The sequence below is a fragment of the Methylomonas sp. DH-1 genome (assembly GCF_046097555.1).
Taxonomy (GTDB): domain Bacteria; phylum Pseudomonadota; class Gammaproteobacteria; order Methylococcales; family Methylomonadaceae; genus Methylomonas; species Methylomonas koyamae.
On record NZ_CP143089.1, the window covers coordinates 4,852,280 to 4,873,328 of the forward strand.

The 21,049-nt window shown below is 56.0% G+C and carries 17 protein-coding genes; 7 read left to right on the forward strand and 10 right to left on the reverse strand.

What is annotated here, in order from left to right; translation table 11 throughout:
- The first annotated feature begins 58 nt into the window (after positions 1-58).
- Positions 59-727 (forward strand): NrtR DNA-binding winged helix domain-containing protein, encoded by a 669-nt coding sequence (locus VXJ35_RS22160; protein ID WP_064023220.1) that lies wholly within the window; start codon positions 59-61, stop codon positions 725-727.
- Between the two features lie 56 nt (positions 728-783).
- On the opposite strand, the gene VXJ35_RS22165 is transcribed toward VXJ35_RS22160, so the two are convergent.
- The 7 genes from VXJ35_RS22165 to VXJ35_RS22195 all read right to left on the reverse strand — a co-directional run bounded on the left by VXJ35_RS22165 (position 784) and on the right by VXJ35_RS22195 (position 12,458).
- A complete protein-coding gene (locus tag VXJ35_RS22165; protein ID WP_064023221.1) occupies positions 784-1,593 on the reverse strand; it encodes a sulfite exporter TauE/SafE family protein in 810 nt (269 codons plus the stop codon).
- A 175-nt stretch (positions 1,594-1,768) separates the two neighbouring features.
- The gene (locus VXJ35_RS22170) at positions 1,769-4,897 is read right to left on the reverse strand and encodes an efflux RND transporter permease subunit (protein WP_064023222.1); all 3,129 of its coding nucleotides are present in this window, start codon (positions 4,895-4,897) and stop codon (positions 1,769-1,771) included.
- Complete coding sequence (locus tag VXJ35_RS22175; protein WP_064023223.1) at positions 4,894-5,958, reverse strand: efflux RND transporter periplasmic adaptor subunit; 1,065 nt, start codon at positions 5,956-5,958, stop codon at positions 4,894-4,896. Before VXJ35_RS22175 ends, VXJ35_RS22170 begins: the two co-directional genes overlap by 4 nt.
- Before the next feature lie 39 nt (positions 5,959-5,997).
- Positions 5,998-6,927 carry a hypothetical protein gene (locus VXJ35_RS22180; protein ID WP_064023224.1) on the reverse strand — a complete coding sequence of 310 codons (930 nt, stop codon included), beginning with the start codon at positions 6,925-6,927 and terminating at the stop codon, positions 5,998-6,000.
- 104 nt (positions 6,928-7,031) lie between these two features.
- Positions 7,032-8,225 (reverse strand): Wadjet anti-phage system protein JetD domain-containing protein, encoded by a 1,194-nt coding sequence (locus VXJ35_RS22185; protein WP_064023225.1) that lies wholly within the window; start codon positions 8,223-8,225, stop codon positions 7,032-7,034.
- On the reverse strand, positions 8,222-11,599 hold the full coding sequence (locus tag VXJ35_RS22190; protein ID WP_064023226.1) for an ATP-binding protein: 3,378 nt from the start codon (positions 11,597-11,599) through the stop codon (positions 8,222-8,224). The genes VXJ35_RS22185 and VXJ35_RS22190 overlap by 4 nt, the downstream gene beginning before the upstream one ends.
- Before the next feature lie 226 nt (positions 11,600-11,825).
- A complete protein-coding gene (locus VXJ35_RS22195) occupies positions 11,826-12,458 on the reverse strand; it encodes a DUF4194 domain-containing protein (RefSeq protein ID WP_064023228.1) in 633 nt (210 codons plus the stop codon).
- A gap of 157 nt (positions 12,459-12,615) precedes the next feature.
- On the opposite strand from VXJ35_RS22195, the gene VXJ35_RS22200 reads away from it, so the two are divergent.
- The 6 genes from VXJ35_RS22200 (at position 12,616) to VXJ35_RS22225 (ending at position 17,036) form a co-directional block, all read left to right on the forward strand.
- Positions 12,616-12,810 (forward strand): type II toxin-antitoxin system prevent-host-death family antitoxin, encoded by a 195-nt coding sequence (locus VXJ35_RS22200; RefSeq protein ID WP_269454933.1) that lies wholly within the window; start codon positions 12,616-12,618, stop codon positions 12,808-12,810.
- 58 nt (positions 12,811-12,868) lie between these two features.
- A complete protein-coding gene (locus VXJ35_RS22205; protein WP_157198259.1) occupies positions 12,869-14,065 on the forward strand; it encodes a DUF262 domain-containing protein in 1,197 nt (398 codons plus the stop codon).
- Positions 14,062-15,153 (forward strand): DUF3696 domain-containing protein, encoded by a 1,092-nt coding sequence (locus tag VXJ35_RS22210; RefSeq protein ID WP_064023231.1) that lies wholly within the window; start codon positions 14,062-14,064, stop codon positions 15,151-15,153. The genes VXJ35_RS22205 and VXJ35_RS22210 overlap by 4 nt, the downstream gene beginning before the upstream one ends.
- Before the next feature lie 3 nt (positions 15,154-15,156).
- Positions 15,157-16,101: a hypothetical protein gene (locus tag VXJ35_RS22215; RefSeq protein WP_064023232.1), complete on the forward strand. Its 945-nt coding sequence runs from the start codon at positions 15,157-15,159 to the stop codon at positions 16,099-16,101.
- Between the two features lie 208 nt (positions 16,102-16,309).
- Positions 16,310-16,720 (forward strand): nucleotidyltransferase substrate binding protein, encoded by a 411-nt coding sequence (locus tag VXJ35_RS22220; RefSeq protein WP_064023233.1) that lies wholly within the window; start codon positions 16,310-16,312, stop codon positions 16,718-16,720.
- Positions 16,707-17,036 carry a nucleotidyltransferase domain-containing protein gene (locus tag VXJ35_RS22225; RefSeq protein ID WP_064023234.1) on the forward strand — a complete coding sequence of 110 codons (330 nt, stop codon included), beginning with the start codon at positions 16,707-16,709 and terminating at the stop codon, positions 17,034-17,036. The genes VXJ35_RS22220 and VXJ35_RS22225 overlap by 14 nt, the downstream gene beginning before the upstream one ends.
- A 12-nt stretch (positions 17,037-17,048) precedes the next feature.
- Here VXJ35_RS22225 and VXJ35_RS22230 read toward each other — a convergent pair whose 3' ends face one another.
- The 3 genes from VXJ35_RS22230 to VXJ35_RS22240 all read right to left on the reverse strand — a co-directional run bounded on the left by VXJ35_RS22230 (position 17,049) and on the right by VXJ35_RS22240 (position 20,644).
- A complete protein-coding gene (locus VXJ35_RS22230; protein WP_064023235.1) occupies positions 17,049-18,503 on the reverse strand; it encodes a DUF3375 domain-containing protein in 1,455 nt (484 codons plus the stop codon).
- Positions 18,500-19,849 (reverse strand): DNA recombination protein RmuC, encoded by a 1,350-nt coding sequence (locus tag VXJ35_RS22235; protein ID WP_231914811.1) that lies wholly within the window; start codon positions 19,847-19,849, stop codon positions 18,500-18,502. Before VXJ35_RS22235 ends, VXJ35_RS22230 begins: the two co-directional genes overlap by 4 nt.
- A 123-nt stretch (positions 19,850-19,972) precedes the next feature.
- Positions 19,973-20,644, reverse strand: a complete 672-nt coding sequence (locus VXJ35_RS22240) for a hypothetical protein (protein ID WP_064023236.1) — start codon at positions 20,642-20,644, stop codon at positions 19,973-19,975.
- Positions 20,645-21,049 lie beyond the last annotated feature (405 nt).

Below are 21,049 nucleotides of genomic sequence, written 5' to 3' on the forward strand. Positions count from 1 at the left end.
TGGCTTATATATTTATAGTTAACATTTTGTTACTAAACGCCTGACTGAAAACTTCCCTATGTCCGAGCGGATGATTGCAACGATAGACGTGGTGTTGCTGACGATTCAACAGCAGCAATTGAGTGTGGCTCTGGCGAGGCGCGAACACGAGCCTTACGCCGGCCTGGATGCCTTGCCGGGCGGCTACATCCAGGCCGATGCCGACCGCGATAGCCTGGACGCGGCGCTACGCATCTTGCGCCGGAAAACCGGAGTCACTCCGCCTTACCTGGAACAATTACGCACCTTCGACGGCTGCGCCCGCGACCCCAGGGGCTGGTCGATTTCGATCGCTTATTTTGCGTTGGTCGACGCCGAATTGCTGTTGCAGGCAAATCACCCCGGACTATCCATTTGCCCGGTCGATGCCTTGCGCCGCTTACCCTTCGACCACAACGATATTATCGATGCCGCCGTGGAGCGGATCCGCAACAAATCGCAATATTCGTCGTTACCCTGCCACTTGGCCGGCGAACGCTTCACGTTGCCGAAGCTGCAAAAAATCTACGAAGCCTGTCTGGGCGAGAAGCTGAATAAAGTCAGCTTTCGCCGGAAAATGGACGAATTGGGGGTGTTGGAGGAAATACCGGGGCAAACCGAAGCCGGCGGCGCTCACCGGCCGGCTCAGGTCTATCGCCTTAAGGCCGAATTTGCCAATGCCTTGAAGTTATTGCAACGGGGTTTGTGACCGCCTCGCCCCAAGGCGCGCCCTGCACATGGAAGCAGCGGCCCTGGCCGACAGCGTTACTGCATCACGAATTTGGTGCCGATCACCAGCAGCAAGGTCGCCAACACCGGCCGTAACACTTGCTCCGGGATTTTGGCGCTCAAATGGCTACCGATCCAAATCCCCGGCACCGATCCCAACAACAGGCTGACCAGCAAATCCAAATCGAAATTGCCCAGGCTCAAATGGCCGAGGCCGGCCACCGCGGTCAGCGGTATCGCATGCGCCAGATCGGTACCGACGATTTTCAAGGTCGACATTTTCGGGTACAAAAACAGCAACGCCACGGTACCCAGCGCACCGGCGCCGACCGAGGATAGCGTCACCAACACGCCCAATACGGCACCGGTGGCTACGGTGGCGATTTTTTCCCAGCGCGGCGAAAACCGGCCGCTGTTATCCTGCGTACTATGGTCGTCGTCGATTTGCTGCTTGGCCGCTTTGCGCAGCAAAAAGCTGCGTATCAACAAGGCGCATGCCGTCAATAGCAGCGCCACGCCCAAAGTGAACGTGATCGCACCGGTGGTTTCCTTACCGACCGCCATCAGGTTTTTCAGCACGTACAAGGTCGCGCAGGCAAACGGCAAGCTGCCCAGCCCCAGCCAGCCGACGATTTTCCAATCCACCGAGCCGTGCTTGCCGTGATGGACGAACACGCCGGCGGTTTTGGTGATCGAGGCGTAGAGCAGGTCGGTACCGACTGCAACCGCCGGTTTGAAGCCGAACAAAAACACCAATAGCGGCGTCATCAAAGAGCCGCCGCCGACGCCGGTAATGCCGACCAGCAAACCGACCCCGAAGCCGGACAAGGTATACATCAAATTCATTTTTTACCCGTTCAATTCGTAAAATTCGATAACGGCTGCATTATGCCAGCGCAATCGATCAAACTATTAATGCTATATCGGCATATGGTTATCCGAAAATTAGATATTTGAACCGGTAAGACTAAGGGACCATTCGTAGCCTTCGGCCACGAACGGTCGAAATGGAAAATACGAATCAAGAATCGGTTTGCGCGCCGGGGACTGCGACCCGAAACCAGGCGGCATACAGCGCCGGCAGAAACAACAAGGTCAAAATGGTGGCAACGGTCAAACCGCCCATGATGGCAACGGCCATCGGCCCGAAAAACGCGCTGCGCGTCAGCGGCACCATCGCCAAAATCGCCGCCGCCGCGGTCAACACGATAGGCCGGAACCGGCGTACGGTCGAATCGACGATGGCTTCGAAATCGGAACGCCCGGCGCGCTTGTCCTGCTCGATCTGATCGACCAGGATCACCGAATTGCGCATGATCATGCCCGATAACGCAATGGTGCCCAACATCGCCACAAAACCGAACGGCTGCCGGAACGCCAGCAGGAACAAAGTCACGCCGATCATGCCCAACGGTGCCGTCAGCAACACCAAAGCCACCCGCGAGAAACTTTGCAACTGGATAATCAATACCGTCAGCACGCTGAACAAAAACAGCGGCATGCCGGCAGCGACCGATGCGCCGCCCTTGGCCGATTCCTCCACCGCGCCGCCCACTTCCAAACGGTAGCCCAACGGCAACTGCCGCACGATATCGCCCAGTTGGCTTTCGACCTGGGCCGACACCACCGGCGCCTGAATCGTCCCATACAGATTGGCGCGCACCGTCACGGTCGGCAAGCGGTTGCGGCGCCAGATCACGCCCTCTTCGAAACCGTACTCCAGCTTGGCAATCTGCGACAGCGGCACGCTGTGGCCGTCGGCCGACGGAATCATCAGGTTTTCCAGCCGCGACAAATGCTTGCGCTCGGCAGCGGTGCCGCGTACCAGTAAATCGATGCGTTCGATGCCTTCGCGAAACTCGCTGACGTATAACCCCTGCGAGGCGCCGTTGACTAGACTGGCGATGTCGGCGGAGCTTACCCCCAACAAACGGGCTTTGGACTGGTCGACATCGACTTTCACTACTTTGACCGGCTCTTCCCAATCGTGTTGCACATTCGATAAATGCGGATTGGCCCGCATCACGTCGGCGACCTGACGGGCGATGGCCTGCAAGGTCGGCAAATCCGGACCGGACACGCGAAACTGCACCGGAAAACCGACCGGCGGCCCGTTTTCCAAACGCAACACGCTGCCGCGCAAACTTGGAAAATCCTGCTCGAACAAGCGGATCAATTTAACGCGCAGCGCCTCGCGTTCGGCCGGACCTTTGGTCAGCACCACCAATTGCGCGAAACTGCGCTGCGCCAGTTGCTGGTCCAGCGGCAGATAAAATCGCGGGCTGCCGTTACCGACATAGGCCACGTAGTTGTCGATGCCGTCCTGCCGTTCCAGCCAAGCTTCCAATTTTTTTACTTGGCTTTCGGTCGCAGCGTAGGACGCGCCCTCGGCCAACCGTAAATCGACGATCAGTTCCGGCCGGGTCGAATCCGGGAAAAACTGCTGCTGGACCAACTTGAAGCCGAAAAGCGCCGCGACAAAAATCGCCGCAGTCAACAAAATGACCCAGCCGCGGTAAATCACACAGGTTTCCACCAAACTGCGGAAGCGCCGGTAAAACGCGGTTTGGTATAAATCATGGTGTTGCGGCGCCGAATGCGGCGTTTTTTTCCATTGCGCCCGAATTCGGCTCAAAGCCGATTGCGGACGTTTGCCGTCACGCATTTCCGGCAACAAATGGAAGCCCAGATAAGGCACAAACACCACGGCAGCCAACCAGGACACCAGCAACGCGATCACCACCACCTGGAACATGGAACGGGTGTATTCGCCGGTCGACGAAGCGGCGGTGGCTATCGGCAGAAAGCCGGCCGCCGTGACCAGGGTACCGCTCAACATCGGCATTGCCGTCGAGGTATAAGTAAAAGCCGCGGCGCGGGTCCGTTCCCAGCCCTGTTCCAGTTTCGACGCCATCATCTCCACCGCGATAATGGCGTCGTCCACCAACAGGCCCAGCGCCAGAATCAGCGCCCCCAGCGAAATCTTGTGCAAACCGACGCCGAACAAATGCATCAGCCAAAACGTCGCCGCCAGCACTACCGGAATACTGATCGCAACGACGACGCCGGTCCGCAAACCCAGCGACATCAAACTGACCCCAAGCACGATGACCAAGGCTTCGGCCAGCGATTTGACGAATTCGTTGACCGAGCGCTGTACCGCCTGCGGTTGCGACGATACCGGATGCAACTCCAGCCCGACCGGCAATTGGCCTTGCACCGTACCGATTGCGGCATCCAGGTTACGGCCCAACTGAATGATATCGCCGCCGTCGCGCATCGATACGCCGATCAACAAGGCGTCGCGGCCGCGGTAACGCACCCGGTCGTGCGGCGGCTCTTCGAAACCGCGGCTGACGCCGGCCACGTCGCCCAATCTGAATTCGTGGTTATTGGCGCGCAATCTAAGGTCGCGCAACTGGTCGAGGTTATCGTAGCGGCCGCTGACCGAGACCCGGATATGCTCGTCGTGAAAATCGAAACTGCCGCTGCCGGCCACCAAATTCTGGGTCTGCAAGGTGCGAATCAAGGTCGCGGTATCGATGCCGATGGTCGCCAATTTGGCGTTGGATAAATCGATGTAGACCCGTTGCTTCTGCTCGCCGAAGAAATCGACTTTGGCCACATCGGCCACGCGCAGCAACTCGGCACGCGCCGAATCGGCGTAACGTTTCAGTGCGGCATAATCGTAACCGTCGCCGACCAAAGCGTAGAGGTTGCCGTAAACGTCGCCGAATTCGTCGTTGAAGGTCGGCCCCTCGATGCCGTCGGGTAGGGTATGGCGAATGTCGAAAATTTTTTTTCTGACCTGGTAAAAAATATCCGGCACTTCCGCCGGCGGCGTCGAATCCTTGGCCAATACGAAAATTAACGATTCGCCGGGCCGCGAATAACTGCGCAGATTGTCCAGCCACGGCACTTCCTGCAGTTTTTTTTCCAGTTTGTCGGTAACTTGCTGCTCGACTTCGCGGGCACTGGCGCCCGGCCAGCCGGTACGCACCACCATCAGCTTGAAGGTAAACGGCGGATCCTCGGATTGGCCGAGCCGGCTGTAGGAAACGGCGCCGATCACGGTCAACGCCAACAAGGCATATAACACCAAAACCGGGTGGCGTAACGACCACTCGGACAGGTTGAAGCGTCCGTTCATGGCTGTTCCCTTCGGGCTGGCTGTACGATTTGGCCCGGCACCAGCGTCTGAGCACCGACGGCAACCACCAACTCGCCGCTCTGCAAACCCTGGTTGACAACGGTGCCGTCCTCGCGGAACGGGCCGGTTTGCACCGGACGCGGCGTCACGGCGCCGGTCGCCGGATCGACCACCCAGACTACGCTGCGGCCGTCGCGCTGGGTCACGGCGGTGGACGGCAACAACCAGGCCTGCTCGGCTGCGGCGTCGAAACGGACGCCGGCCGTCATGCCCAGATGCACGTCGGCATCGGCGGTGGGCAAGGCTACCCGCAACTGAAAGGTCCGCGTCACGCTATCGGCCGCCGGCGCCACTTCCCGCACCGAGCCGCGGTAAACCTTAGCCGGTACCGCCCACAACCTGACCTCGGCCGCAGCGCCGACGGCCACGCCGCCGATATGCGACTCCGGCGCGGAAATCGCCACTTCCAGGCTGTCGGTCGCGGCAATCGTCGCCACGACCTCGCCGGCCTCGACCACCTGGCCCGGTTCGGCGCGGATTTCGGTGACCACGCCGTCGCGGTCGGCCTGCAATTGGGTATAGCGGGATTGGTTGCCGCTGACGGCGGCTTCGGCGGCGCTTTGTTTGACGCGGGCTTGGGCGGATTTGAATTTGGCATCCTGAATATCCAAGGCTTGGCCGGAAACGAATTTACGTTCGAATAAGCGGCGCTGCCGGTCCAATTCCGCCTGCGCCAGCGCCAAATCGGCCTCGGCCACGCGCAGCTCGGCCTGCGCGGCCTGCGCGGATAGCTTGGTGTCGGTATCGTCCAGCCTGGCTAGTACCTGTCCTTTCCGGACCAGGGCTCCGCGTTCGACCAAGCGTTGGACGATTTTGCCGGCGATGCGGAAACCTTGCCCGCTTTCGTAACGCGAACGCACTTCGCCGACCAACACGGTCGGCGCCGCTCGGGTGCGTTCGCCGACTTCAACCACCTCCGCCGGACGCGGTTTCGGCGACGTCGCAACTTCTTGTTGGCAGGCGCAGAGCAACAAGAGCGACATCGTCAAAAACACTTTCATTGATTCTCCTTGAAAAAATTTCCACGGAATTGCTCACCGTCATTTGTGCATCGCTTTATTGATCAATTCCAAAGGCGTTAACGAAATCAAGGCGCGGAACAACACCAGGTTGCCCGAGCCGAACAATCCGTAACATTCGTAATCCAGCGGTGTCGCCTTCAGATCGCCGAAATCGTGGGCGGCAGCGTCCTGCGCGGGTTTGATCAGAATATGCAGCGCGTCGTTACTTCTCAGTTGCGCCAACAAGCGCCGGTCGATACTGATTTTGTGGGAAGTATAGACCATCGGATTGCGCTCGAAATCGTGCAGCCATTTCAGGGCTTTTTCCAATAGCGCGCTGGACAGCAAGGCACAGGGGAACATTTCCGGAAACTCGACTTTATCCTGCAACTCGTCGAAATACTCGGTTTGGTCGCGCAGCGACGCACACAGAAAATTCTTGGCGTTACTGGTCATCATGAATTTGCGCTTCAGGAAAAAGCCGTTCGGCAAAAAGCAGCGGTCGGGCTGGATTTTCAATTCGCCGATCCTTGCCAGATTCGGATTCGGCAAAAACAGCGGCTCGGCCGTTTCTTTTTTAAATCCCATCAAAGCCAGATTGCCGTCGGCCTTGACCACGATGCGATTGCTTAATACCGGCTCGGGTTCGGCTTTAAACTGGCTGTCTTTGATCTCGACCTGCAAAATCTGGCCGGGTTTGACCGCGTTGGCGAAGGAAAACTGGTAGTTGCTGAAATGCAACGCATGCTGCCCGATTAAACCGGCCTCTTCCCGGCCGGCGCGGAACCGGGCGATTCTGCCTTCGATCAGAGACTCCAACTGAAACCCCAGCGAAATCGGACCGCCGAACGGATTGTCGTTGATCCGTTGCCACTTGTGCGGGTCGTGAAACAAATTGAAATCGTCCGTGGAATTGCGGGCGATGTCGATGTGAAGCTGGGTGAAAACGTCCTGAATGTCCGAATGCATGTAGGGCCTCCGCGGCAATGTGGTCCGAGATTATTGTCTCGAAATGCTAGCATCGGATCGATACTCCCACAAATTACCCGGCCCGGTTTTGCCCTTTGCACTCGCTATGTCGGCCCCCGGCGCAATCCTTCGAGCCGCGACTGCAAACGGTCGAAACCGACATACTCCTGCTCCAATCTTAGGTTTTGGCCGAAATGGTTATCGCGCAGTGCGTCGTACAGCGCACTTTCCTCAAAGGTTAAACCGGATAAATCGGCGCGGCCCGGAGTGGTTTCCGCAACCCAGGACTCGCGGTGTGCCAGCAAAGTCGCTTGGTCCATCAGCAATGAGCGGGTTTGCGGAAAGTATTGGCGGAACTGGCTCAAAATCGCGAAACCGTGGGTATCGATGTCGCCCCAGTAATAGATTTCCTTATCCTTCAACCATTCGGCTTGCGCCAAGGCATCGAAACCGTAGCCTCGGCCGAAGATCACCATGCTATCGGCAAACGGCGGAAACGCCAGGCCGTTGATGTCGTTTTCGGTGACGAATACCCGCCGTACAGGCAAATTCAGCGTCGCGAATTCGGCGGCGGTCACCGTCAGATCGCTCAAGCCGGCAATCCGCAGCCGGCTATCCAGCAAGCGAAAGCGAATCGTCGCCGGCTTCGCCAAAAAACCGTAGCGCAACTCGAAGCCGGCGACGCCGGTTTGCGCGGTATCGATCAACGCAGCCGGCAATAGCAAATCCAGCCATTCGCCGAGCAACTTCTTGCGGCTCTCAATGAATTTGCTGTCGACGCCGGGCAGGCTGATTTGGCGGAGATATATGCCTGGCCGGGGATGCACGACGACCCAGCCGGCCACGCTCAACAATTTTTGCCATTCGTCGGCGTGCTCCAAGGCACGTAACGGATATTTCAATAACCAAGGCCGCAGAGCGGCGAAATCGTCAACCAGCGATGCCGCCAATTGCCCGAAAATCGCCAATTCCTTGGATTTTTTCAAATACGCCGCCGCGTCATCCGGTGTGTCGAAAACCACCGCCGCCGGCAAACGGTTACGCCCCGACAGCCGATGATTGATGTCCCGCCATTCGACGGCAAAATGCTTGGCGTCAACGGCCAACCAATGTTCCACCCAAGCCTGCACGGCGGCAAAATCGGCGGCCAGTTGCGCCGGGCTGGGTGGCTTTAACGGAATGCGCAGCGGAAACAAGCCGCTCAGCGTCAGGCTTTCCGTCAAGATTTGCCCGCGCAGCCAGCGCTTGTCCAGTTCGACACGCAACTCGGCCGGCAAGGTCCAGACCGGCTTGCTCATCCGCCGCGCGCTGCGCGTTCGGCGCGGTACTCTTCGATACTCAGATTGCGCAGCTTGGACGCCCGTCCTTCTTCGTTGTGGACGAAGCCGACCGCCGCGACGTAGGGCTCTATGATGTGGATTTTCTGCAGCGGCGTGACGATCAGCAGTTGCAAGTTGAGCTTTTCGAACAGCCGTAAACCGTATTGCGCCGATTCATCCGAGCCGCGGCCGAAGGCCTCGTCGATCACCACGAAGCGGAACGAGCGCGAACGCACCGCGCCCCATTCCAAGCCAAATTGGTAAGCCAGGCTGGCCGCCAGTATCGTGTAGGCCAGTTTTTCCTTCTGCCCGCCGGATTTGCCGCCGGAGTCGGAATAGTGCTCGTGCTCGCTACCGTCTTCCCGCCAGCGCTCGCTGGCGCCAAAATTAAACCAGTTGCGCACGTCGGTAACCTTGGCAGTCCAGCGCCTATCCTGCTCGGCCTGGCCCTCGCGGCCGCGAAAGCGCTCGATGATTTTTTTGACTTCCAGAAACTTGTTTTCCGAATATTGTTCGTCGTCGGAGCCGGTCAGCGCGCCCTCGGTGCAGGCGCGTAACTCGCTTTGAAAATCGCGCACGTCGGCGTCCGGCGTCGGTTGCGCCTCCAGCACGATGAAACGGTTGGTGTTGTAGTCGATCTGGGTCAAGGATTCGTTGATAAGGGCGATGCGCTCCTTGATGGTTTCCCGCTCGCGGGCCAGTTGCGACTGGAAGTTGGCGACCTCGCGGATGGTGTTTTCGTTGAGCAATTCCTTGAAGCGAGCCTCGAAACGCGGCAAGTCGTCGGCCTGCAAGCTTTGCAGCATGGTTTGATATTCGTGGGCGGCGCCGATGCCGACATCGACTTCCTGGGTTTCCAACGGGAAGGCCGCGCAATAGCCGCGCATCGCGTCGATGATCTTATCGCGCAAATAATTGAGCCTTTTGGTCTCGTTTTCGATTTTGGTCTGCAACCAATCGCGCATCTCGCGTTCGCGGTTGTCGCAGGACTCCACCGTGACTTGCCGCTCGGCCAACACTTCGCCGCGCAGCGCTTCCAGAGCGGGATATTGCCCGGCGTGCGCGTCGCCGGCTTCGTTCAGGATGTCGGCGGTCTGCGCCAGTACCGTTTCGGCGGCCTGTTTGCGTTGTTCGGTGGCGCCGCTTTCCTTGATCTTGTCGCCCAGTGCCCGCTCAGTTTCCAGCAACGCGGCTTGCACCGCCGCCAGTTGTGCGCCGAGTTGCTGCAACAAATCGGAAGCGGCCTGTAGTTGCCGGCGTTCTTCATCCAGCGCGGCGATGTCGGCGGCCAAGGGTTGCCAGTCCAGTTCGCGGAAATCGCGGTATTCGCCCAGCTTGGTCAAGGTTTCCAATTGCGCCTTGACCGCCTTTTGCGCTTTATCGATGTCAGCCAGACGGCCGGCTAAATCGGCTAACTGCTTTTCCAGCAGCTTGGCCTTGTTCTCCAACGCGGCGATCTTGGCGGCATTGCTCCAACCCAATACATAGCGGCTGCGGTCGTCGAGGCGGTGGCGGTCGTCTTTTTCGTGGCGTTCGCCGGGCGCCTTGATCTGGCCGGCGCGGCTGATGGCTTTTTGTTCGCGGCGGAACTGTTCGGGCGTCGCGCAACAGGCGACGTCGAAGCGGTGGGCGATTTCCCGTTCCAGCCAGTCGTAAAATGCCGAATCCGGCTTGACCGCCAGCTTGTGGACCAAGGAATCCCGATGCAGACTGGGCAGATCGGCGCGTTGGCCGGGGCGCACCCGAAAATACACCAACCGGCCCTTTAGATGTGTCTGGTCCACCCATTCGGCGACCGCCGCATAATGTTGATCCGGCACCAGCAAGGACAAACCGAAACTGCGTAGCAAACGCTCGGCCGCGCCTTCCCAGTCCCTTTCTTCGTCGCGCACCTGTATCAACTCGCCGGCGAAAGGCATCTCGTCTTCGGCCAAGCCCAAGGCCGAACACAGCATCCGCCGCAGTTGGATTTGAATATCGTCGATATTGCTGCGCCGCGCCTTCAAGCTGGCTAGCTCGTTTTGCAAGTCTTGATGCTCGCTACGGCCTTGGGCGAAGGCCACGCCGATTTCGTTGGCCTGGTTTTGCAGATCGGCCTCGCGCTCGGACGCATTGTCCCGCAGCTCCAGAAAACGGAGTTGCTGCGCCAGAAAGGCTTCGGCGTCTGCCGGCACTGGTAAATCCAAGCTTTTCAGCAACTGTTGGTAACGGCCGGACTTGCCGCGGCGGCGCGCCAGCTCGTCCTGCAAACGCTCGATTTCCAGGCCCAATTGCGCGATGCGGTCGCCGCCGTTGGCGGCAATATTGCGCTGCAATTCGCGCTCGTCGAGTTGCTGTTGCCGCTTGCGCTGATTCAGCCGCTCCAGTTGGGCGTTCTGTTTGGCCAATTCCTCATCCAAGCCGGCCAGCCGTTTTTCCAGCAAGCCGCGCTTCAGGCCGGCAAAAAACGGCCGCAAGGCTTCGCGGCAGGCGCGCAGGGATTCGGTTTGTTCGTTGAGTTGGGTGTGGCGGTGGCAATCGGCGACCAGCGGCGTCAACAGGCTCATCTGCCGCTTAGCCTTCAGGACCGCGTCGTGGGCGCGGTTCAGGTCGTCGAAATGGTTGATCAAAGCGGTGATGCGCGGCGCCACTTCCGAGGGTTCCAGCATGTGGCTGCGCACGAAGTCGGTCAGATTGCCGACCGATTTCATCGATACGGTTTGATGGAACAATTCCAGCGCCTGCTCGTTGTCGATGCCGAAGCGGCGGCGAAACCAGGCGCCGTAGGGCGGAAAGCTGTCGTGCAATTCGGCGCCCAGGCCGCGCAGCTTCTTGCGCAGTTGGCCTATGTCGCTGCCGAAATCGGCGAAGTCGGCGGCGATGCTCAAGTCGCGTTCGCAACCGGCATACAACCGCGCCGGCTGACCCTGGCGGTCGGCGATCCAGAACACCTGCGCCAAGGTCACGGTCTGATCGTAGCCGGCGTTGTGGAATACACCCAAGATCACCGAATAACTATTGTCGCCGCGCAAGGCCACCGGCTTGGCACTGCCGCTGACCTCGTTGCGCTCGGACTTGTAATGGCCCAACACATAGGAACGCAAACTGCGCTCCTTGGCGTCCGCTCCGGCCGCCTTGTTGTAGGCGATGCGGTGGGCCGGCACCAATAAAGTGGTCACCGCATCGACCAGCGTCGATTTGCCGGAACCGATGTCGCCGGTCAACAGCGCGTTGCGGCCGTTCAAATGCAAGACCCAAACCCGGCCGTCGAAGGTGCCCCAGTTGTAGACTTCCAGGCGTTGCAAGCGAAAGCCGGACAAGGCGTCGTCATCGACGAAGTCCAGGGAGAGTTGCAAGTCGTTAGTGGCGGTCATGGCGTAGCGGAATTTTGGTCGAGTTGTAAAACGGAGTGGATGTCCTCCCCCGCCGCCCGAATGCCGTTTATCTTAAGGAGCTTCCCCCTTTGCAAAAGGGGGATCGAGGGGGATTTATTCAGAAAATCTCCCCTAACCCCTCTTTGAAAAAGAGGGGGATAAACAACGATAAACTTAATGGCATTCTCCTGGCGAGAAAGAGCGATGGGGATCAATCCACGCAGAATCACTCTCCACCTTCCCGGCCGCCAAGCCATTGCGCTTGGTATTCGGCCAATCGGGCGTCGAATTCCGACAGCCACTGCGCATCAACAAAAGCCTTGAGTATCCGCCTAACCTCGTAACTGGCGGCTTGATTGGCGCTGGTCTTGAGCTTACGCAAAAAGCCCAATTCGACCACCTTGTTGATATGGGTTTCGATCTGGTCGATAAGCCGCGCCTCGTTGCTGCGCTGCGGCAAAAACACCCGTACCAACTCGACGATGTCGTCTCGCGACAAGACCAGCCGAGTCTCGCCGCCACCGCGATCGAACTCAGCCAAACGCTTGCGCAGTAGCGCCAACAGCAAACTAACCGGAAACGACAACGGCCGCCGCGCGATCAAACGCGGCAACTTGGCGGCCGCATCGTCTTTCTCCGCGTCGATCTGACGCGAACGCAAAAACGCATAACCCTCGGCCTCGTCCAGCACCAATTCCAAACCCAACACCGCCACGTAATCCCGCACCCTGGCTTGCAGATTCAGCAGGGCATTCCAAAGGCCGCCGTCGGTTTCCTGGTAGATCACGCCTTTCAAAAGCGGAATCGCCACCGCCGACAGGTCGTATTGCGGCGAAATGTCGGAGTCGAACTCGGTCATTGAGGCGTTAGGGATTGGAGAAAACAACGCATTTTACGGGGAACAGCAAAGAAAATCGAACCCCCTTAAACGCATTCGACGCTTGCCATCGGACTGTTTGAAGACTATGTAAACTCTCTTTATAACAATCGGAGCTGCCATACGCTTCTCGTCTCAAATCAAGCCGACCAACTATCTAAAAGCCAACGCGGCTGGCGTGCTGTTGCAGTTAGCCGAACGCCGCGAACCATTGGTCATCACCCAAAACGGCGAAGCCAAGGCGGTGTTACAGGATGTCGCCTCCTGCGAAGAAAACCAGGAAACTGTAGTGGTCACCCCCAAATGCTGCACGGGTGTCTTACTTGGCTTATAACGACACTGTTTGTTATCGTACTGGTAATTTTTCGCCTTATTCCATGCCCGAAACGCCAATGACTAATAAAACGCCTATTGACGATCCTAAAGAAGTCAATGATCTTGGTATAGAGGATTCATTAGAAGACGAGGATAGATCTGGTACTGACCTAAAGATGAAGCCTTGGAATCCGAATGATATTAGGATTACCACTAAAAACTTCACCATTCGAGAGATTTATACCCAAATCGAAGACAAGGAGATTGATCAAGAGAAGGAGTTGGATCTTGCACCCGACTTTCAACGGAGTTTCGTTTGGAATACCAAACAACAGATACGCCTTATTGAATCCATCTTATTGGGTATTCCTTTGCCTGTTTTTTACTTCAACCAGGATAAAGACGGTGCGCTGCAGGTAATCGACGGTGTTCAGCGGCTGACTACGGTCAAGAGGTTTATGTCTAATCAATTGGAGTTAAAGGAAGAATATCTTGAATATCTAAGTCCGCTAAAAGGGGCGACATTTTCCACGCTCGATCCTGCCACCAAGCGGCGTTTCGCCGTCACCCAGATCGTGGCTCATGTGATAGAGCCGCAAACACCGGACGACGTTAAATTCGATATTTTCAATCGCGTGAATACCGGAGGCAGCCCACTCTCTGCTCAGGAAATTCGCCATTGCATGAGCAAGGAAGGCTCTCGAAAATTTTTGCGAAAGCTGGTTGAAAGCGAAAGTTTTGATCAAGTTATGGGCGACTATTTCTGGCGAAAAGATTCGTCAGGGCAGTTGGTTCGCGATAGTAAAAGAATGACAGATAGAGAAATGGCGCTACGTTTCTGTGCTTTTCATGTCGTGCCACTAGAAAAATATGCCGAGGCATCTAGTTTAGATGCATTTCTGTTGGATTTTTCTCGCTGGCTAGACCAACAAGCGAAACCGGCAGATTTTAAAAAACTAGAAACTGCATTTCGACAAGCAATGCGAAATTGTTATGAAGTATTTGGTACCAGTGCATTTCGCCGATGGGCTCCAAACAGCCAATCACCAAGTGGCCGCATCAACCGAGCAATTTTTGAATCACAAGCTTTAGCGCTCGTAAACTACCCTCCAGAAATTGTAAGCACACAAAAAGACGCTATTCAAAAAGCCCTAAGAAGGCTTTTTAAAAACCGAGATTACGATACATCTGTAAGTGCTGGCACAGGTTCCTATAAAAAGGTCGAAGACCGGTTACTTAAGCCACGCAAAGCCCTGGAGAAAATTCTCAAATGATCCGTGAATTTAAACTACGCGGCTTCAAGATGTTTGCTGAGGCCAGCTTTGAAATGGCACCGCTGACCATTCTGGCCGGCATGAACGGAGCCGGTAAAACTTCAGTTATCCATGCTTTGTTACTTATCGAAGAAGCTCGCCGACGAGGGGACAAGATTGTTCCGCTCAACGGTCCGTTTGGATTGGAGTTAGGCGCGTTCGAAGACATCCTAAATTGGAACAGCCAGGACACCGTGCGCTTTGACCTCAAGGATGACAGCGATACCGTCTATTCATGTGAGTTGGCTGGGAATGCCAGCTCGCTCTACGCGGAGGTACAAAAGCATCCATCCCAACTTTCACCGCTCTTCGACGAAGGCGAAAGAATGTTTCAATATCTTTGCGCCGAACGTTACGGTCCTCGCAATATACTCGGTTCGGCAGCATTACCGCCCGAATTACTGGAAGTAGGCTTTCGCGGCGAGTACAGCGCTCAGGTTCTCTATAGCCTCGATAGTTTAGCCATCGCCGAACCTCGGCGTTGCCCTGGATTCGGCGAAGACGATGCGCCGTTATTGAAATTCGAGACAGAGCGCTGGCTATCGAGGATTGCACGACCCGTACAAATCGACACCGAGTCTATTTCAATTAGAACAGTAACCGCGCTGCGTTTCCGCGTTCCCAATGGTGAATGGGTACGGCCGCCGAACATGGGATTCGGGGTGACTTACGCGCTACCGGTTGTTCTTGCCGGTTTAACCGCTGGAAACGGTGGCCTGTTAATCGTGGAAAATCCTGAAGCTCATCTTCATCCCGCCGGGCAATCGCAAATGGGGTGCTTCCTTGCCACCATGGCATCGGCCGGCGTACAGGTCGTAGTGGAAACGCATTCCGACCATGTCTTAAACGGTATTCGTCGTGCTATTGGAGAGCATGGTGTCCTGACCAAAGATCAAGCAATTATCCATTTCTTCGATGTCGATGGAACGGACCCACAAACACTGCGCTTCACCGAAACCGGTAGTATTGTCTCTTGGCCTCGCGGATTTTTCGATCAATACCAACTCGATGTTGCCGCCCTCACCCGCGTAAGGCGTCCAAGGCAATAAATTATGCGTTTTGTCATCGACGAAACAAGCTGGCATTTCGATGAGCTTGAGCGGAATAGCTGTATCGAGGCTTTGGAGGTGATGCTGGATTTACTGGATGATGCACATGAGCAAGGGCAGCTAGCCTGTTATTCGGAAGAGTTGTTTGAAACCGTCGTTTGGCAAAATAAAACTTTTTATGACTTGTATGAACCGGATTCGCCGATGGCGATACCTTGGGAAGTGCAGGAGCGTGTTGCAAGCATCTTTGGCAAACTGCCAAAATGGCAAGAGCTCGACTCGTATGAGCTGAGAGATTTTGACGTACAAATTGACAATAATCCTAAGGAGTTTTCTCCGTCGATAGCGTGGGCTCACGAACAAACCCTTCAAAACAAGGCAAATACTGTTGCTTGTCTGATTTTTCCTGCCGTTCGCCCAGTTGGAAATCATGCTATTACCGTCAACAACCGGATAGCTAAATTATGGTTTGTCGGAGATTTTCAAAGCTATCGCAATTATTTTAGGTGGATGATTATTGACACCACCAGGAATCCCGATGAAATGGCAAAATTTGCAGTTTCCGCGTTCCCTGCTATTGAATTTATTCCTAACTGTTTCAATGGAATCAAGGATATGAGCAAACCTTATCGGGAACTGGTTGAGCCATTGACGAAGCATTTAAGCGCTTTGTCAGATCACGGCAACCGAATTTTTTCGGGCTCTTGGCAAAATGTATCGGCGGAATTTGGTTCGCTTGGCGTGGAAATTACGGACGAAAACGGAAATACCAAGGGAAATAGTCAAGCGCGGAGAGCGAGAACGCTTAATGTGGACGGCGAAGATGTTGTGTTTTGGTGGCACAGCAAGCTTGAGCCGGATAGAGATCGAATCCATTTCAATCCCGACAAAGTAGCGCGTAACGGACGGATACTAATTGGAATTTTTTGTTGCCATCTACAAACTTGATTCAGATTGGGCTCACAATTCCCAACCAACATTGACAGTGCTTTCATCTATATCGATCAAGTATTAAATTCGTCCAAATATACTAGCCTCACACGGTTCGAACGAAATTCTCCGGTGATTCCTAAGTGTTGACTTTTCACCAATAATCATTGCTGTCAAGCTGGGTTACTCCAAATTACACGCCTTTAGAATCAAGGATTCACCCTTTATGCACCAAGACATCCGCTGGAAGCAGCGTTTCGCCAATTATCAAAACGCCTTGGCGCAGTTGACCAAGTTCATAGACAAAGGCGAGCTCAACGAACTGGAAGAACAAGGCTTGATTCAGGCCTTCGAATATACCCACGAACTGGCCTGGAACGTGTTGCGCGATTATTTGCTGGAAAAAGGCCATCAGGACATCCACGGTTCGCGGGATGCCACGCGCCTGGCCTTCAAGTTGGGATTGATAGAGGACGGCGACAGTTGGATGGATATGATTCGCGACCGGAATCGCACCAGCCATACTTATAACCAGGACACCGCCCAAGCGATTGCCGCAAATATCAAGCAACGCTTTTTCGGCTCGTTCGTCCAGTTGCAAATCAAGCTACGGAATTTGCCGGATGACAGCGATTAGCCCCGAAGTCTGTGACCGGTTTGGTTTAAAGCCGCACACCATTAGCGCAATTCAACGCGTATTGGCCAAGTATCCGCAAGTCGAACGCGCGATTCTGTACGGTTCGCGCGCCATGGGTAACTACCGGCCCGGTTCCGACATCGATTTGACGCTGTTCGGCGACAACTTAAGCTATGCCGACCTCTGCCGGATCGAAACCGAAATCGACGACTTACTTCTACCCTACACGTTGGATTTATCGCTTTACGATCAGATCGATAACACCGACTTGCGCGAACACATCCAGCGCGTCGGGCTGGTGTTTTACCCGTCCTGAGCCTGCTTTGGCTTATCTAACAAATATCACCCTCGGCAAGCGCGCCTGTTTGCTCACTTCCCGCCCTTCGCCGTCCGTCGTTTGCCAGACGATGATGTCTTCGGCGTGTTCATCGACGGTGGTGTTGAAGCTGTCCCCGCCCAGTTGCAGATAGGCGACGAGTTCCGCCAAGCCGTGTTGCAGCGGGTGGCTGCGGCAAAGTTCAGCCAGGGTGATTTGTGGTTTGTCTTGCAGGGCGTGACGGATGTGGCGGGCTAGTTGAGTTTTGTCGATGACGATTTGCGAGAACAGCGCGGTGGCGTCTAGGTCGTCGTCGCCGGTTTCCGGGATAAGGCTGGCGATGCGCGGCTTGACGGTCGGCGTGTACAGCGGCCGTTCCATCGGCAGTTCGATGTCGGCAGCAGCTTCGGAGATGCTCATCACTTCGCCGGACGGTTGATTGTCGCGCAAAGCCAAGGCCTTGGCTTCGATGCCGTGCAGGATTTCCATGATGCGGCGGTTTTCCAACCAGGCCTGGTCGTCGAGGAAGCGGCGCAGTTGCCGGCTGAGTTCGGCGACAGTACGCTGGGTGTGCTCGCCGGCTTCCAGCCAGTCGTAATGTACGCGCCGCAAGCGGGCTTCGGGGCGCAGTTCAGCCACCGGCTGCAAGGCCAGCACTTTTTCCAGCAAGGCCGACAGCTCTTCCTGGCGGCGGCTGGACATCAGGAAATCCCAGAAGGCGCGGAAGCTGCGGCCCTGGTCGGAGTCGGCGATGGCGTCGCGTTCGCCCATGATGTCTTGCAGCAATTCGCCCTTGCCTCCTTCCCACAAGGCGATGCGCTCGCGCACGCGACGGTCCAGACCGCGAAAGTTATGTTCGACTTCGCGAAAGTCGCCGAGCAGTTCGCGGGCCAGTGCGGTGAATTGCAGGAAGCGGTCCTTCAATGCGGTATCGTCCAGCAAAGCCAGTTCGCCGGCCTCGGCTCTGGCGATTTCGGCGTCGATGTCGGCGCGGCGCTTACGCAATTCGGCGATGCGGGTCTCGGGATCGGTTTCGCTGCCTGCGCTGATTTGCTTGAGCAGTTCGAACAAGGTCAGCAAGCGCGATTCGGTACCGACGAAGGCGCGCTCGGTCAGGCTGCCCAGCCAGGCGATGGCTTTTTCGGTGGCCGGGGTCAGGTCGAAATAGGGTTCGTCCGAGCCTTGGCGGTAAAATTTGCGCAGCCAGCCCTTGTCGTTGCCGGCCCAGTCGTTGAGGTAATCCAACGCCGGCTTGGGAAAAGCGCCGCCACCCAGCCGTTCGCGCAACGCAAACAATTCGTCCTCCAATGCTTCGGCCAAATCGGCCTGGGCGAGCAAACGCTGGTTGGGCGCGACGAAGGCCCGGTGCAGAAAGCCGGCGATCAGCGGCGCGTGGTCGGAGCGCAACAAGCGCCAGGCCGGATGGTTTTGTTTCAGCAATTCCAGCGTGGCGTAATCCAGGCTCATGCCTCGTCACCCGCGTCCATCTGCTCGGTCAGGCTCTTGGGTAGTTTCTTTTTCACTTTGACGCCTAACTCTTCCAGGCTGCTGGCTTGCCTTAATAAATTGCCCTGGCCGCTGCTAAGTTTGTTGACGATGCCGTCGTAGGTTTTTTGCACAGTGCCAAGTTGGTTGCCCAGTTTTTCGATGTCTTCGACGAAACCGCGAATTTTGTCGTACAGCGTGCCGGCCTTGTCGGCGATCTGGCGGGCGTTTTCGTTTTGTTGCTCATAGCGCCAGATGTTTTGGATCGTACGCAGCGTCGCCAACAGCGTGGTCGGCGTAACCACGACTATTTTGTGTTCGAAGGCGTCGTTGAACAGTTTTTCGTCGCCTTGGAACGCGGCCATGAAGGCGGCTTCGATCGGCATGAACAGCAGCACAAAATCCAGCGAACGCAGGCCTTTTAGGCTGGAGTAATCCTTGCCGCTGAGGCCTTTGATGTGGGCGCGCACCGCTTCCACGTGCTGTTTCAAGGCTTCGGCGCGTTCGGCATCGTCTTCGCTGGAACAATACCGTTCGTAAGCATTCAACGAAACTTTGGAATCGATGACCACGTCCTTGTTGTCCGGCAGGCGGACGATCACGTCGGGTTTGAACAGGCGTTTGTCCTCATCGCGGTACGCGCCTTGGGTTTCGTATTCGATGCCATTGCGCAGACCGGATTGTTCCAGTACTTTTTCCAGAATCATCTCGCCCCAGTTGCCTTGCGCTTTGTGGTCGCCTTTCAACGCGCGGGTCAGATTCAGCGCTTCCTGATTCATCTTGGCGGTATCGCGGCGTAGCGAGACGATTTCCTCGCGCAGCGAGATACGATCTTTGGTTTCGTTGTCGTAAACGCTTTCCACCCGCTGTTTGAACTCGCCGAGCTGTTGCTTCAGCGGTGCCACCAGGGTTTCGATGCTGGTTTTGTTGTGTTCGACGAACTGCTTGCCGCGCTCTTCGAAAATCCGATGCGCCAAGCTTTCGAATTGAGCCTTGAGTTGATTTTCGGCGTCCTGCAGCAAACGGATTTTTTCTTCGTTATGCTTGTGCTGCTCCTGCTGGCGGGTATTGAGTTCGGCGTTTTCGGTTTTCAATGCCAGCAATTGTTGTTGCAGGGCTTGCAACTCGGACTCGCGTTGATTCAGCAAAGCCAGGCGTTCCTCGGCCACCGCCAGTTTTACGCTTTGCTGCTGCAATTGCTGTTGCTGCCGCTCGATTTGGCCAATCAAGTCCCGCTGGCGTTTGTTAGCCAGCCAGGCACAAACTAAATAACCCAACAACATCGCCAACGGTAATGCGGCCAATACCATGCCTATGTTCATTTCCATTTTGAGTTCTCGTGCAATCAAACCAGCGGCTGACAAACGGCTGGCGTCCGCGCTACAGCGGAAACTGCCTGACGGTAATGCCGCGCTCGCTGAAATGGCGTTAATTGATTGGTTGCCATCGTTTTATCGGGGTTTGATCGACAAATCGCCGATTGTAAAACCGATATCGAAACCCTCACCTTTGCCAATTAATACCAACGAGATTTCGCCGCGGGTCAAGACCTGGCGGTCGATGGAGTTGTTGAATCCGAAATGGCTGCCCAACGAGATATAGTCGCCGAATATTTCGCTAAGGTATTTGACGTCGGTGAAATAACCTTCGCCTTCTATCGAGGAATAGCCGATGGTAAAACCGATGCTTTTGGAAGACAGTACGACCAGTGCCTTTTCGCCGTTGCGGCAGGTTATTTCGCCGCTGCCGTCGTATTGTTTATAAGCCAGAGAAAATCCCTCCAGCTTGTATTTCATGGTACAGGTGCCCAATTTTTTTTCGCCAAACTGGGCATTGATATCGGCGTGAGCGGTCTGATCTGCCGCCGGCGTTTGCGGCGCTGCCGGAGTTGGTGCCGGCTGGGCTGGCGGTGCCTGGTCGAGCGGATGGGTAATGAATTCGGCATAACCGATACCCGGAAAGGCAACCGCCAACACAGCAGCGCGAATCCAACCGGGAATCGTAGACCTGTTAACAGTCGAACATTCGGCCGCGGTTTTGGAAAAAGAACCGTTGTTCGGCACCAGCTTGGCGAAGCCTGGTAGCGACTGCCCCACAATCGATTGCTGCCGAAGGTTATTCATACTCCGGCTAAATAATTCGGCGCCGCGAATCGGCGCTGAGCTCGAATAAAGCTTGGATATGGGTAAATTAGATAAGCGTCGGCCGCCTCCAATTTGCAGTATGTCCATCATGACGCTCCGATCGATATGGTAGGAAAATGCCGGCCGCTATCGGCAAACTGCGAGCTTCGCCCTGCCGGCAGTCGGCTGTTTAAAATTGCCGGGTACTTTACTCGAAAGGACGTAAAAAGTGACAACGCACCGTTTATCGAAGGGTTGATCGGCCATTAGAGCCGAGCCGATTGCGTAGGCAAATCGAGTGTGAAAGCCAACCGTTGCATCAGGCTGCGAACAAGATAAAAGCGGGTGGCGGCGGCATTTCCTGCCGCCGCCTAGCCTACCCAGGCAAATTGATAGCATCTTCGC

Excerpts from the sequence above, each read along its gene's own strand:
- VXJ35_RS22160 (WP_064023220.1), top strand. The coding sequence starts at position 59 with ATGTCCGAGCGGATGATTGCAACGATAGACGTGGTGTTGCTGACGATT.
- VXJ35_RS22165 (WP_064023221.1), bottom strand. The coding sequence starts at position 1,593 with ATGAATTTGATGTATACCTTGTCCGGCTTCGGGGTCGGTTTGCTGGTC.
- VXJ35_RS22170 (WP_064023222.1), bottom strand. The coding sequence starts at position 4,897 with ATGAACGGACGCTTCAACCTGTCCGAGTGGTCGTTACGCCACCCGGTT.
- VXJ35_RS22175 (WP_064023223.1), bottom strand. The coding sequence starts at position 5,958 with ATGAAAGTGTTTTTGACGATGTCGCTCTTGTTGCTCTGCGCCTGCCAA.
- VXJ35_RS22180 (WP_064023224.1), bottom strand. The coding sequence starts at position 6,927 with ATGCATTCGGACATTCAGGACGTTTTCACCCAGCTTCACATCGACATC.
- VXJ35_RS22185 (WP_064023225.1), bottom strand. The coding sequence starts at position 8,225 with ATGAGCAAGCCGGTCTGGACCTTGCCGGCCGAGTTGCGTGTCGAACTG.
- VXJ35_RS22190 (WP_064023226.1), bottom strand. The coding sequence starts at position 11,599 with ATGACCGCCACTAACGACTTGCAACTCTCCCTGGACTTCGTCGATGAC.
- VXJ35_RS22195 (WP_064023228.1), bottom strand. The coding sequence starts at position 12,458 with ATGACCGAGTTCGACTCCGACATTTCGCCGCAATACGACCTGTCGGCG.
- VXJ35_RS22205 (WP_157198259.1), top strand. The coding sequence starts at position 12,869 with ATGACTAATAAAACGCCTATTGACGATCCTAAAGAAGTCAATGATCTT.
- VXJ35_RS22210 (WP_064023231.1), top strand. The coding sequence starts at position 14,062 with ATGATCCGTGAATTTAAACTACGCGGCTTCAAGATGTTTGCTGAGGCC.
- VXJ35_RS22215 (WP_064023232.1), top strand. The coding sequence starts at position 15,157 with ATGCGTTTTGTCATCGACGAAACAAGCTGGCATTTCGATGAGCTTGAG.
- VXJ35_RS22220 (WP_064023233.1), top strand. The coding sequence starts at position 16,310 with ATGCACCAAGACATCCGCTGGAAGCAGCGTTTCGCCAATTATCAAAAC.
- VXJ35_RS22225 (WP_064023234.1), top strand. The coding sequence starts at position 16,707 with ATGACAGCGATTAGCCCCGAAGTCTGTGACCGGTTTGGTTTAAAGCCG.
- VXJ35_RS22230 (WP_064023235.1), bottom strand. The coding sequence starts at position 18,503 with ATGAGCCTGGATTACGCCACGCTGGAATTGCTGAAACAAAACCATCCG.
- VXJ35_RS22235 (WP_231914811.1), bottom strand. The coding sequence starts at position 19,849 with ATGGAAATGAACATAGGCATGGTATTGGCCGCATTACCGTTGGCGATG.
- VXJ35_RS22240 (WP_064023236.1), bottom strand. The coding sequence starts at position 20,644 with ATGAATAACCTTCGGCAGCAATCGATTGTGGGGCAGTCGCTACCAGGC.